The organism is Chondromyces apiculatus DSM 436 (genome assembly GCF_000601485.1).
Lineage (GTDB): Bacteria > Myxococcota_A > Polyangia > Polyangiales > Polyangiaceae > Chondromyces > Chondromyces apiculatus.
On sequence record NZ_ASRX01000042.1, the window covers coordinates 15989 to 29509 of the forward strand.

The window sequence follows — 13521 nt, forward strand, 5'->3', positions numbered from 1 at the left end:
GCAGGGGGCAGGTGTCAGGCGGGTTCCATGGGGAGGTAGCTGGGCTCCCACATGGCCGCGGCGATGGCGGCGGGGATGGCGGCGTCGTCGAGGGGACGGGCGGCGACGCCAGCGTCGCGGGCGGCGCGGGCGACCGAGGCGGCGACGGCGACGGTGACGCGGCGGAGGTGGGCGACAGAAGGAAAGAGGCAGCCGGCGGCGAGGTCGTGCGCGTCGACCTCAGCGGCGAGGCGCTCGGCGGCGGCGAGGAACATGGTCTGGGTGATCTGGCGGGCCTCGCTGACCAGCGCGCCGAGGCCGACGCCCGGGAAGATGAAGGCGTTGTTGGCCTGGCCGATGCGGATGGTGCGGTTGCCGAAGGGGACGGGGTGGAAGGGGCTGCCGGTGCCGAGGAGGGCGCGGCCGTCGGTCCAGGTGATGACGTCGGCGGGGCGCGCCTCGGAGAGGTCGCTGGGGTTCGACATGGGCATGATCACGGGGCGCCGGGTGGCGGCGGCCATGGCGCGGATGATGGGCTCGGGGAAGGTGCCGGGCTCGCCGGAGGTGCCGAGGAGGGCAGTGGGGCGGAGGGCGCTCACGACGGCGGCGAGGTCGCGGGGGCCGTCGGCGAGGCCGTGGGCCCTGGCGAGGTCGGCGGGCCAGGTGAACTCGCGCTTGTGCTCGTCGTCGATGCGCCGGTCGTCGACGAGGAGTCCGCCGCTGTCGAGGCAGGCGATGGCGGCGGTGAGCGCCGGGCCCGCGAGGCCAGCGCGTTCGAGCTCGGCGCGGATGAGGCGGGCGATGCCGACGCCAGCGGCGCCCGCGCCGAGGATGACGATGCGCTGCTGGGTGAGGGGAATGCCGGTGATGCGCGCGCCGGTGAGCATTCCCGCGAGGGCGACGGCGGCGGTGCCCTCGATGTCGTCGTTGAAGGAGGGGAGGGTGGCGCGGTGGCGGTCGAGCACGCGGAAGGCGTTGCCCTTCTTGAAGTCCTCCCACTGCACCAGGGCGCGGGGGAAGCGGCGGCGAATGGCGTGGACCAGCTCGTCGAGCAAGGCGTCGTAGGCAGGTCCACGCAGCCGGCGCTGCCGGTAGCCGATGTACAGGGGGTCGTCGAGGAGGGCCTGGTTGTCGGTGCCGACGTCGAAGCTGAGGGGGAGGGTGCGGGTGGGGTGGATGCCGGCGGCGGCGGTGTAGATGGCGAGTTTGCCGATGGGGATGCCCATGCCGCCAGCGCCCAGGTCGCCGAGGCCGAGGATGCGCTCGTTGTCGGTGACGACGAGGAGGCGGACGTCGTCGAAGGGGGCGTTGCCGAGGACCTGGTCGATGCGGCCGGCGTGCTCGGGGGTGATCCAGAGGCCGCGGCCGCGGCGGTAGATGTGGCTGTAGCGCTGGCAGGCGCGGCCCACGGTAGGGGTGTAGACGATGGGGAGCAGCTCCTCGATGTGGTCGAGGAGGACGCGGTAGAAGAGGGTCTCGTTCCGGTCCTGGAGGGCCGAGAGGCCGATGTACTTCTCGAGCGGGTCCTCCTTGCGGCGGATGCTCTCGTGGGCGCGGACCGCCTGCCTGTCGATGGTGCCGACGGCGCTCGGCAGCAGGCCGTCGAGGCCGAACGCAACGCGCTCCTCCGGGGTGAAGGCGGTCCCCTTGTTGTAGATGGGGTGCGCGAGCAGCCGCGCGCCACGGTAGGGCACGAGCAGCTTGCGGCCTCCCTGAGCTTCCTCGACCACGCGATAGGGCTCCATGCGGAACGACCTCCGGTTCTGGGGCCATCAGCTTATCCGGCTCTCGGGGGAGGGGGACGAGGAGGGGCACGAGGAGGCGAACGTCGAGGTAAGGAGGAAGGAGGGGTGAAGCAAAGTGCGACGTCGGGTCCCACTGGAATGCGGTCACAGGAGATCTGGTGGGCGTTCGAGGGAAGACGGCCTGTGATCCGGCCCCCGATCAGTCCGCCGCGACCGTGCCGGACGATGCACAGAGACTCTCGCATTATGCCGTCTCATGGTAGGTGTGGACGGTCGTGGGGTAGGCGTCGCTGCGACTGAAACCGCTCGGGGCCTACCAGGGTGCATCGCAGGAACTTGGCGTTAGGATCGGGTGCGGGTCGCGCACACTTGGCAGGGAGACGGAATATGAAACAGGGTGTCTGGACCAGCTTCCTACGCATGAATGCGTTGGCGGGAGCGCTGGTCACGTGGCTCGTCGCGGCTCCCGGGTGCGCGTCGAATACGGAGCCGCCTACCGGCACGACGACCACCACCTCCACCAGCAGCACTGGGGGCGGCGGTGGCGAGGGTGGCGGTGGCGGTGCGGGCGGCGGTGAGTGGACGGGTCCCTGCGATCAGGACTGCTCGAAGATCGAGACGGCGCCGTGCCTCAAGGCCGTGTGCAACGAGGGCCAGGTCATCGGCACGATCGGGCTCTGCGCGATCGTGTACGACGACGGGACGACCTGCGACGACGGCCTGTTCTGCACGACGAACGACACCTGCGAGAGCGGGCAGTGCGTGGGCGGTGAGCAGAACGATTGCGGCATGGAGACCACCTCCTGCCACTCGGTGGTGTGCGACGAGGACAGCGACTCGTGCTCCGAGGGTTCGGACACGGCCCAGAACGGCAACCCCTGCCAGCCCACGGACCTTTGCCAGACGCTCGGCACCTGCCAGAACGGGACGTGCGTGGGCCTGCCGAAGGACTGCACGTTCTCGCCGTTCACGGAGTGCAACAGCGTGGCCTGCAACCCGGCGACGGGGCAATGCGAGCCGACGGCGGACGCCGCGAAGAACGGGGTGAGCTGCTCGCTCACCGGCGACCAGTGCTCGGTCAGCAAGACGTGCAACAACGGCCAGTGCCAGGGCGGGACCACGAAGGACTGCTCGGCGTTCACGGCTGGCTGCAACGTCGGCGTGTGCAACGCCCAGTCGGGCAACTGCGTGGCGCAGGCGATTCCGGCGGGCCAGACCTGCGCGGAGGGCACGAACAACTGCAACGTGGGCATCTGCGACGCGGCAGGCGTCTGCAACCCCACGCCGGTCGCGGACGGGACGGTGTGCAACGATCGCAATAGCTGCACCGGCAGCGATAGCTGCACGGCCGGCACCTGCAACGGCATGGCCGTCACGGGATGCGCGCACTACCTCAGGGACAACTTCGAGACGGGTTGCCCGCCCACCGGCTGGACCCTCGCGGGTGACTGGGAGTGCGGCACGCCCTCCAGCGTCGGCCCGGCGAAGGCCTACAGCGGGTCGGTCTGCATCGCGACGCAGATCGACGCGAACTACAGCGTCAACCAGACCTACACCACCTCGTACGCCCAGTTCCCGCCCATCTCCCTCGTCGGAGCGACGGCGCCGGTCCTGTCCTTCCAGACGTACATCAACACCGAAGGCAGCACCTACGACGGGGTGAACCTGAAGGTGAGCACCGACGGTGGCACCACCTGGACGGTCCTGTCGACCGTGACCCCTGCGTACAACCTCACCATCGACAGCCAGTCTGCGTGGGGTGGCCCGGCCCTGACGACCAACACCTGGGCGACCTTCAGCGCCAACCTCTCGGCCTACGTGGGTCAGAACGTCCTCCTGCGCTTCTCCTTCCGCTCCAACGCCAGCGTCCAGGCGCCGGGGGTCTACGTGGACGACGTGGTCGTCGCGGAGGCGAACGTCATTCCCCTGCGGATCACGACCTCGCGGCTCCCCGACGCGGCGACGAACACGCCCTATTTCGCGAACCTGCTGAAGAATGGCGGCTCCAGCGCGGCCACGTGGAGCATCGTCAGCGGGACGAACCACGACTGGCTCACCCTCAACCCGTCCACGGGCGCCCTCGGTGGCACGCCGGCGGTCGCGAACATCGGTCCCTTCGAGGTGCGGGTGCGCATCGAGGAGCCCTCGCTGCCCTCGAACTTCGACGAGGTGACGCTGCAGGGGATGGTGGTCGATGCCGTCTTCGCGGCGACCTTCGAGTCCTGCCCGAACGGCTGGACCCTCGCGGGTGACTGGGAGTGCGGCGTGCCCTCGAACGTCGGACCCGCGACGGCGTACAGCGGCACGGGGTGCCTCGCGACGCAGATCGACGCGAACTACAGCGCGAATCAGGCGTGGGCCACCACGATCGCCACGTCTCCGGCCATCAACCTGAGCGGGACGACGGCCCCGCTGCTCAGCTTCCGGATGTGGCTCTACTCGGAGATGAACTCCACGGCGACGAACTACGACGCCGTCAACCTGAAGATCAGCACCGACGGGGCGACCTTCACGCCGGTCACGAACACCAACATCGCCTACAACATGACCGCGGCGAGCGAGTCGGGGTGGGGCGGCAACCAGTCGGCCCTCGGCTGGCGGCTCATCACCGCGGACCTGACCGCCTACGCGGGACAGACCATCTACCTCCGGTTCGCGTTCCGGAGCGACGGCACGGTCCACTATCCCGGCGCCTACATCGACGAACTCTTCGTCACCGACTGAGGCCTCGGCTCTGATGCTGGACAGCGCTCGGGGTCCGCGCCCCGAGCGCGCAGCTCACCGGCTGCGCGGGTCCAACCCGCGGTCGGCGTGCTGAACTCAGGCTGAGGGCGCGCTCCTTGCAGACCCCGCGCGAACCGTGCTCGGGAGCAGGAATGAAGGGCGCAGCACCTTCGCACAGTACGTGAATCGTGAAAGCGTAGGGGTGGGGGGAACGGGCTCGCTTGCGGGCGCGCTCCATCCGTGCTTTCGGGAGAACACGAACCATGAGCCAGACCAGCATGCCGCGCTCTCTCCGCCGGGGGGTGGTGCTCCTGTCGTTGTTCACCTGCACCGCGCTCGGTTGCGCGACATCTGCCGAGCCGCCGCCTGGCCCCGAGCCTGGCGAGACCGGCGGTGCTGGTGGCGCGGGTGGGGCCGGCGGCGCGGGTGGGGCGGTGAGCCCGTGCGGGATCGACTGTTCGACCATCGTGCTGCCGACCTGCCTGAAGTCGGTGTGCAACGAGGGGCAGCTCGAAGGTGAGGTCGGGGTCTGCGTGGTCACGATGGATGACGGCGCGGCCTGCGACGACGGCCTGTTCTGCACGCTGAACGACACCTGCTCCGCCGGGGCCTGCGTGGGCGGGGAGCAGAACGACTGCGGCTACGAGAGCACCACCTGCCACTCGGTGGTGTGCAACGAGGACGTCGACGACTGCACCGAGGGGCCCGATCCCGCGCAGAACGGCAACCCCTGTCAGCCCGAGGAACTCTGTCAGACCCTCGGTACGTGCAACAACGGCACGTGCGTGGGCCTGCCGAAGGACTGCACGTTCTCGCCCTTCACCGAGTGCAACTCCGTGGCGTGCAACCCGGCGACGGGCCAGTGCGAGCCGACCGCGGACACCTCGAAGAACGGGGATAGCTGCTCGCTCACCGGTGACCCGTGCATGATCTCCAAGACCTGCAACGAGGGCGCGTGCGAGGGCGGCGCCGCGAAGGACTGCTCGGCGCTCACGGTCGGCTGCTCCAACGGGCTGTGCAACGCCCAGACCGGCGACTGCGTGACCGAGCCGGTGGCGGAGGGCGAGACCTGCCTCGCGGCCGCGAGCGAGTGCAACACCGGCATCTGCGACGCGTCCGGGACCTGCATGCCCGTGCCGCTCGCGGACGGTACGGTGTGCAACGATCACAATAGCTGCACCGATACCGATGCCTGCCTGGCGGGCACCTGCACGGGGACGGCGGTCACGGGCTGCACGTTCTACTTCGAGGAGAACTTCGAGACCTGCCCGCCGTCTGGCTGGGTGCTGAGCGGCGACTGGGAGTGCGGGTCACCCACCTCCGTGGGGCCGAGCGCGGCCTACGAAGGGACGCGCTGCATCGCGACGCAGATCGACGACTACTACAGCGACGATCAGACGTACGAAGTCGCGTACGCACAGACCCCGCCGATCAACCTCACCACCGCGACCGAGCCGACGATGCAGTTCGCGGCCTACATCGAGACGGAAGACCCGGACTACGACGGCGCGAACATGAAGATCAGCACCGACAACGGGAGCACGTGGTCGATCCTGACCACGGTGAATCCCCCCTACGTTGCGAACGTGGACGGGGAGGCTGCCTGGGTCGGCGACGTCACCGGAGGTGCCTGGCGGCTCTTCAGCGCGGATCTTTCGGCCTATGTGGGGCAGACCGTCCTGATCCGGTACTCGTTCTACAGCGATTACGCGGCATCCTATGCCGGGGTGTACGTGGACCAGATCGTGGTGGCGGAAGCGAACACGATCCCGCTGGGCATCACCACCACTGTGCTGCCCGCGGCGGCCGCGGGCTTCGCTTACTCCGCGTCGGTGACGAAGAGCGGGGGGTCGTCTGCGTCCACGTGGAGCATCGTGGGCGGGACCAACCACGACTGGCTCACGATCGATCCTGCCACGGGTGTCCTGAGCGGCACGCCCGACGCGTCCCAGGATGGCCCGTTCAGCGTCACCGTGCGCGTCGAGGAGCCCGGCCTCCCGTCGAACTTCGTAGAGAAGGTGCTGAGCGGGTCGGTGATCACCGCCGTCTACGTCGAGAGCTTCGAGGGCGCCTGCCCCAATGGCTGGACGCTGGGTGGCGACTGGGAGTGCGGCGTGCCCACGAACGTCGGCCCCGACACCGCCTACTCGGGCACCCAGTGCCTCGGGACGCAGATCGACGGCCTCTACAGCAACAGCCAGTCGTGGGGCACGGCCATCGCCACGTCTCCGCCCATCGACCTGACCGGGACCACGGCGCCGGTGCTCACCTTCCGGATGTGGAACCTCACCGAGCCGTACCTCTTCTCTGGCTACGACGGCGCGAACCTGAAGATCAGCACCAACGGCACGACCTACTTCCTGCTCACGAACGTGACCCCCGCGTACAACACGACGGTGTCGGCCCAGCAGGCGTGGTCCGGTGACCAGAGCGCTCTGGGCTGGCAGCTCGTTACCGTCCCCCTGAGCGCGTACGCGGGGCAGACGATCCGCCTGCGCTTCGCCTTCGCCAGCGACAGCATCGTCAACTACGACGGCGTGTACATCGACGATCTGCTCATCGCGGAGTGACCTGAGAGAGAGAGAGCCGAGGGCGCGGCGGGGGCGCGCGCCTCGGGCTCCCGTGGTGCTCACTTCGACGCGGTGGCAGGCGCCGGCGTGACGCACCGGATGCCGAGGAAGCCGCAGCGGTAGGTGACCTCGAAGCCGCCGGGGCGCGCCACCTTGACCTGGGAGGCGATGCCGTCGCGCCAGCTCCCGCCGCGGGCGACGCGCATCTTCGACTTGCCGTCGTTGGCGCTCGTGGTCCACTCGAAGACGTTGCCGGCGAGGTCCTGGATGCCCTCGGGGCTGACCCCGCCAGGGAACGCGCCCACCTCGCAGGTGCCGGTGCGGGCCGTGCCGCCGCCCGACCAGCAGAGCTGGTCCTTGGGCTCGGGCGCGCCCCAGGGGTAAGCGCGCCCCTCGGCGCCGCCGCGGGCTGCCCACTCCCACTCGTCTTCGCGCGGCAGGCGCTTGCCCTGGGCTTTGCAGTAGGTGTCGGCCTGCGCGTAGTCGACGCAGACCATGGGGTGCTTCTCCTTGCCCGGCACGTTGTACGTCGACGCCTCGGCGCACTTGGAGAAGTTGTCGTTGCACTGGCCCGCCTTGACGCACGCTGCGTACGACGCGGCGGTGACCTCGGTGCGGTCCATGCAGAAGTCGTCGATCTTGGCGTTCACCTTGAGCGGGCCCATGACGAAGCTGCCGCCAGCGACCCTGGTCATCCCGTCCGGGCAGCCGTCGCCCGCGGGCTTGGGCGGCTCCGGCGCGGGCGCGCTGGCCTGAGGAGCAGCGGAAGGCGCCGCCGACGTCGCAGCCTCCGGTGCAGGGGGAGCCGGTGCAGGGGCCGTCGGAGCACCTGGCGCAGCGGGCGTGGCGCTGGCGCCGTCGGGCGTGGCCGACGCGCTCTCGGGGGCGGGCGACGCCCCGCAGGCGAGGATGGACGTGGCGAGGGCCGGGGTGACGAGGCGGAGAAGCTGGAAGCGCATACGTGGACACTCGTGGAGGGCGAAGGTGAATGAAGACCGGTGGAGCACGCACCCTGCGGCGTGGATCACCGGGCGATGATGGTCGGCTCGGGATCGTCCTCCAGCCACTGTTCCTGCAGGACGATCGCGGGCAGCAGGGTGAACGGCCCGTCATAGCCAGGGCCGAAGGTCAGGATCTGGAAGGCGCGGCGGTCCCCGCGCCGGACCGGGAACATCACCTCACCTCCGCGGGTGAGATCGCTGTCCTTGGGCGGGGTGATCCAGAACGCGACGCCCTCGGTGCGACCGCCGAGGAGCGACACGGCCGAGAAGGTCAGGTCCGGGCAGCGGAACCGGAGCCACTCGCGGACGCGGTAGGTGCGGCACCCCGCGGTCGCAGGTCCGCTGCGCGTCAAGCGAACGACGCCTGCGTCCGCCCACTCCGCCGCGGTGGGGCGCTTCGAAGGCTCTGCGGGGAAGGGTTCGGCGCCGAGGGCGCGCTCGACGTCCGCGGTGGGAGCGACCGAGCCTGCCGCGGGGCCTGCGCTGGGTTCTCCTGGCGTGGGTTGCGCGGTGGCTGGCGGGGCGGCGGCGGGCGTCGGAGCTCCCGCACCGGGGAGCGCGTCGGCGCGCCCGGCGTAGCCGAGGGGCAGGGAGAGCAGCGCGAGCGCAGCGGCAGTGAGCAGGGCAGGGCGCGTTCTCATAGCGTCTCCAGGAAGGCCACGAGGGCCGCGCGGTCGTCCGGTGACAGGTGGCTGGTCTTGCCCATCCAGTCGGCGTTGCGCTCGATGAGATCGGTCAGGCTGCGGTGGCGGCCGTCGTGCAGGTATGGCGCCCGGCCGGCGACGAAGCGCAGCGAGGGCGTCTTGAACTCCTGGCGCGGATCGTCGTCGAAGCCCGGCGAGGAGCGCTTCGGCATGGGGTATGCCGTGCGGTCGGTGTACCCGGTCTCGGGGACGTGGCAGCTCGAGCAGCGCGCCTCCTTGCTGATGAAGATCTCCTGCCCGCGCCTCACGCGCGCGTCGGGCGCGCCGTCGGCGCGGGGCGGAGGCACCAGGCCCTTGCGGAGGAACACGCTGAGGTGGTGGGAGCGGGCAACGAGGCCGTTGGGGTCGTGTCCCTGCGGGAGCCCGCCCCAGCGGTGGAGGCCGAAGCCGGCCTTGAGGCGGGCGGGGAGGTCCTCGCTCTCGCCGTGCCACCCGTAGGGACCAGGGGCGCTGACGTTGCCGGCGAGCATGGGGGTGCGCCTCGGGTACCCCTTCTTCTTCGCCGAAGGGGGCATCAGCTCGGGCCTGCCCACGAAGTTGGTGTGCTCGCCGTCGGCGGTGTCGAAGGCTGCCTCGTGCCACACGTAGCCGTCGTCGCGGCCCTCGGGGTGGCAGCCGGCGCAGGCCAGGTTGCCGCTCGTGACGGCGTCGGTCGCGCTGTAGAACAGGCGGCGTCCCACCGCGACCTCCGGGTCGTGCGGGTCGTTGGCGAGGTGCACGAGCGCGAAGGGCTTCTCCTCCGGTGGGGGAGGCGGCGCTACCAGCGCGGGGGGAGCCGAAGGCACCGTGGGGGCCAGGGGCGTCGCCTTTGGTGCCCCGGTGGCTGGGTCGCGCTGCGGCACGGGGGGGTCTCCGCTGCCGAGACGGAGCGCGGCGATGTCGTAGGTGGCGCGGCAGAAGACCCACGCGGTGTCCTCGTTCGCGGAGAGCGCGAGGCCCGCGGGGGCGCCGCAGCTCCCTGCCACGCGGAAGTGCGGATCGTACTGGCTCCCGACCTTGTAGGTGCGCACCACCGCGATCGACGGATCCACCGCCACCGCGTCCAGCTCGGCGACGAGGTCGTCACCCTCGGCAGCGACGAGCAGGGTGCGGGCCGACCTGCGGTACACGATGGCGCGCGGCTGGGTGAAGGGCGTGACGGTGGCGCCCGGGACCGTGATGACGCTGTCCGGGGTGAGCACCTGCTCGGCGAACGCCGACTTGAGGACCGGCAGCCCTCCCTGGTGGAGCGGCGCGACCGCCTCGTCACGGCCGGGGACCATGACGTCGACCGTGGCCGCCCCGAACCAGGCCGCGTGGCCCATGGCGCCGAGCGCGTGGCGCGCTGCGAAGAGGCGGCGGCCGTCGTCCGAGAGCGCCAGCGCGTAGCCCAGCGAGGCCGCGAGGTGCACGCCCGAAGGAGCGCGGAGCGGCGACGCGGCCAGGGCGACGCGGCGGGGCGTGGGCGCGCTCGCGAGGCCGTCGAGCCGGGTGAGGTCCGCGCCCACGAGGTGGCTCACGTAGGCGGCGCTGCCGTCGGGGAGAATGGCGATGCCCCGCGGCTCGCGCGCGACGGGGACGGTCCAGGTCACCTTAAGGGCGTCGAGGTCCACGGCGGAGACCTGCGCTGTCCACGCGGAGCTGACGAGCGCCGTCTTCTCGTCGGGCGTGATCGCGATGCCCCAGGCATCCAGTGGCAAGGCGACGCGCGCTGCCTCGACGAGGCCCGCGGCCGGATCGGGGCGGAGCACGAGGAGCAGGCCCGGGTCGCGGATGGTCACGAGCACCCGGCCGTCGAGGGGCAGCACCTGCGCGGGAGGACCCGGGAGCGTCACCGCCAGGCCGGGGCGATCCGGCGCGAGAGGCAAGGGAACGATGCGCAGGACGCCGTGGTCCTCGTCCGCCACGTACAGGGCGTCGTCGGTGACGGCGCGGGCGATCGTGCCTCCCTGGCGGACCGGCGCGGGTCTGCGGGACGCGGCCTGCGGTGCCGGCTGCGTCGCGGCGGCCGTGCTGCTGCCGCCCGGCGTGGCGCCCGCGTCAGGGGGGGATGTGGAGCCGCCCGAGGAGCAGGCAGCGGTGGCGAGGGCGAGGGTGGCGATGAGGAAGCGCATCGGAAGGTGAGGAGGCCGGGATCTTCGGCGCTCCCAGCGAAGCGGTCAACGCCGTGGGGGTGTCGCAACATTCCCCCGTGCGCGCGTCTCGGGCCGTGCCGCAGCGCAGCGGAGCGCAGAGGGCGGAACAGGGCTCTCCGGGGAGGCGCCCTGATTCCCTTTTTTCCGGATGTCGCTTGCCTCTGCGTGCACCTCACGGCACGAGGGCCTGCATGAAGATCCACCACCTGAACTGCACCTCCCTGTGTCCACTGGGGGGCGAGCACCTCGGCGGTGAAGGCGATCTCTGGACGCGCACCACCCTCGTCTGCCACTGCCTGCTGGTCGAGGGGCCCGATGGCCTCATTCTCGTGGACACCGGCTTCGGGCTGGAGGACATCCGGACGCCGAACAGGCGCATGGGGGCGCCCTTCGTGTGGATGATGCAGCCCCGCCTCGACCAGGCCGAGACGGCCATCCGGCAGGTGACGCGGCTCGGCTTCAAGCCGGAGGACGTGCGGCACATCGTGCTCACGCATCTCGACCTGGACCATGCGGGTGGCCTCGCGGATTTCCCCTGGGCCAAGGTGCACGTGTACGGGGCCGAGCATGCCGCCGCGATGGCCCCCGCGACCTTCGTCGAGCGGGAGCGTTACCGGTCCGTGATGTGGGAGCACGGGCCGGACTGGGCGCTCGCGTCGGCGCCCGAGGGGGGCGAGCGCTGGTTCGGCCTGGAGTGCGTGCGTGACCTGCCGGGCCTGCCCCCGGAGGTGCTGATGGTGCCGATGCCGGGCCACACCCGCGGCCACGCCGCCGTGGCCGTGCAGGGCGAGGGCAAGTGGGCCCTGCACGCGGGTGACGCTTACTTCTACCGGGGCGAAGTGGATCCCGCGGGGCCGCACTGCCCCGGGGTGCTCGGGTTCTACGAGCAGCTCATGGAGGTCGACCACGAGAAGCGGCTGCACAACCAGGCGCGCCTGCGCGAGCTCGCGCGCGATCACGGCGACCAGGTGACGCTCTTCTGCGCCCACGATCCCGTGGAGCTCGCGCGCCTCGCGCCCCACCAGCAGCGGCCCGCGCCCGGGTACGCGGCTGCGTAGAGCGCAACAAAACCGCGCAAAATCGGCCTGAAGCGGGGGGGCCGGACCACGCCCTTTCCTCGACTTTCCGGTGCCGGTGGGCTAATCCTGCCGCCCGTATCCATCATGCAATTCTCGGATCTGAAGCTCATCGATCCCCTGCTCCGCGCCGTCGCGGCCGAGGGATATGACACTCCCACCCCCATCCAGCAGAAGGGCATCCCGCCGATCCTCGCGGGACATGACCTCCTCGCGTGCGCGCAGACGGGCACCGGCAAGACGGCCGCCTTCGCCCTCCCCATCCTCCAGCGCCTCGCCGGGAGCGCGCCTCCCGAAGGTCGGTCGCGCCCCATCCGCGCCCTCGTGCTGACGCCCACCCGGGAACTCGCCGCACAGATCGGGGACAGCTTCACCGCCTATGGCCGCCACCTCGGCCTGCGCAACACCGTGATCTTCGGGGGCGTGGGCAAGGGCGCGCAGATCGCCGCCCTCCGCCGCGGGCTCGACGTGATGGTGGCGACGCCAGGCCGCCTCCTCGATCTCGCGTCCGACGGCGCCGTGAACCTGAGCCGCCTCGAGGTCCTCGTGCTCGACGAGGCGGACCGGATGCTCGACATGGGCTTCATCCACGACGTCAAGCGGGTCATCGCCCTGCTCCCCCAGAAGCGCCAGACCCTGTTCTTCTCCGCGACCATGCCCCCCGACGTGCGCGACCTCGCCGAGCGCATCCTGGTCAACCCCGAGCGGATCGCCGTCGCGCCGGTGGCCACCACCGCCGAGCGTATCGAGCAGAGCGTGTACTTCGTCGAGCGCACCGACAAGCGCGCCCTCCTGGAGCACGTGCTCCAGGACCAGACCATCCGGCGGGCCATCGTCTTCACCCGCACCAAGCACGGCGCGAACCGCGTCGCCGATCAGCTCAGCCGGGCCAGCATCGGCGCCGCCGCCATCCACGGCAACAAGTCCCAGAACGCGCGTGAGCGGGCGCTCGCGGACTTCAAGCGCGGCGCGACCCGCGTCCTCGTCGCCACCGACATCGCCGCGCGTGGCATCGACATCGACGACATCTCGCACGTCATCAACTACGACCTGCCCAACATCCCCGAGAGCTACGTGCACCGTATCGGCCGCACCGCGCGCGCCGGCGCCTCGGGCGTCGCCCTGTCGTTCTGTGACCAGGAGGAGCGCGCTTTCCTCACCGACATCGAGCGCCTGATCCGGATGCGCGTGCCCGTCGTGGAGGACCACCCCTACCGCTCGCAGATCTCCGCGGCCGCCCCGGCGAGGTCCTTCGCCCCGGACCGCGGCCCTGGCCCGGGTTCCCGCCCCTCCGGCCCTCCGGGTCACGGCAGGCGCCCCCAGCAAGGTGGTGGCGGTCCTCCTCGCCACCAGGGCAGTCCCGGCCCTCGCCCCCAGCACGGCGGTCCCCGCCCGCAGAGCGCCGGCCCTCGCCCCCAGCATGGTGGCCCCCGCCCCCAGCACGGCAGCCCCCGTCCTCAGGCCCAGGGGTCCGCGAGTAGCTCCCCGCGCAGCTCGGACGACGCCTCCGCCAGCCAGGGGAGCGCGCAACCCCGGGGTCGGCGCATGTCGTTCCGCCCCCCGGTGTGACGCCACGCCGCCTTCCGAGATGACACTCGGGCGACGCCG

General features: G+C 71.1%; 8 protein-coding genes. 4 read left to right on the top strand and 4 right to left on the bottom strand.

Annotated features, from left to right (window positions below; translation table 11 throughout):
* Positions 1-14: 14 nt before the first annotated feature.
* Positions 15-1724 (bottom strand): NAD-dependent malic enzyme, encoded by a 1710-nt coding sequence (locus CAP_RS24775; protein ID WP_044245299.1) that lies wholly within the window; start codon positions 1722-1724, stop codon positions 15-17.
* Between the two features lie 420 nt (positions 1725-2144).
* On the opposite strand from CAP_RS24775, the gene CAP_RS24780 reads away from it, so the two are divergent.
* Together CAP_RS24780 and CAP_RS24785 are read left to right on the top strand one after the other, a co-directional pair.
* Complete coding sequence (locus CAP_RS24780; protein ID WP_044245303.1) at positions 2145-4448, top strand: choice-of-anchor J domain-containing protein; 2304 nt, start codon at positions 2145-2147, stop codon at positions 4446-4448.
* A 263-nt stretch (positions 4449-4711) separates the two neighbouring features.
* Positions 4712-7018, top strand: coding sequence for a cadherin repeat domain-containing protein (locus tag CAP_RS24785; RefSeq protein ID WP_044245305.1), 2307 nt, complete (start codon positions 4712-4714; stop codon positions 7016-7018).
* 59 nt (positions 7019-7077) lie between these two features.
* Here CAP_RS24785 and CAP_RS24790 read toward each other — a convergent pair whose 3' ends face one another.
* The 3 genes from CAP_RS24790 to CAP_RS24800 all read right to left on the bottom strand — a co-directional run bounded on the left by CAP_RS24790 (position 7078) and on the right by CAP_RS24800 (position 10816).
* A complete protein-coding gene (locus CAP_RS24790; RefSeq protein WP_044245306.1) occupies positions 7078-7977 on the bottom strand; it encodes a formylglycine-generating enzyme family protein in 900 nt (299 codons plus the stop codon).
* Between the two features lie 65 nt (positions 7978-8042).
* Positions 8043-8660, bottom strand: coding sequence for a hypothetical protein (locus tag CAP_RS24795; RefSeq protein WP_231511672.1), 618 nt, complete (start codon positions 8658-8660; stop codon positions 8043-8045).
* Positions 8657-10816 carry a hypothetical protein gene (locus tag CAP_RS24800; protein ID WP_044245309.1) on the bottom strand — a complete coding sequence of 720 codons (2160 nt, stop codon included), beginning with the start codon at positions 10814-10816 and terminating at the stop codon, positions 8657-8659. The genes CAP_RS24795 and CAP_RS24800 overlap by 4 nt, the downstream gene beginning before the upstream one ends.
* A gap of 212 nt (positions 10817-11028) precedes the next feature.
* Between CAP_RS24800 and CAP_RS24805 the strand changes: the two genes are divergently transcribed.
* On the top strand, positions 11029-11895 hold the full coding sequence (locus CAP_RS24805; RefSeq protein WP_044245310.1) for an MBL fold metallo-hydrolase: 867 nt from the start codon (positions 11029-11031) through the stop codon (positions 11893-11895).
* 105 nt (positions 11896-12000) lie between these two features.
* Positions 12001-13482, top strand: a complete 1482-nt coding sequence (locus tag CAP_RS24810; RefSeq protein WP_081865230.1) for a DEAD/DEAH box helicase — start codon at positions 12001-12003, stop codon at positions 13480-13482.
* Positions 13483-13521 lie beyond the last annotated feature (39 nt).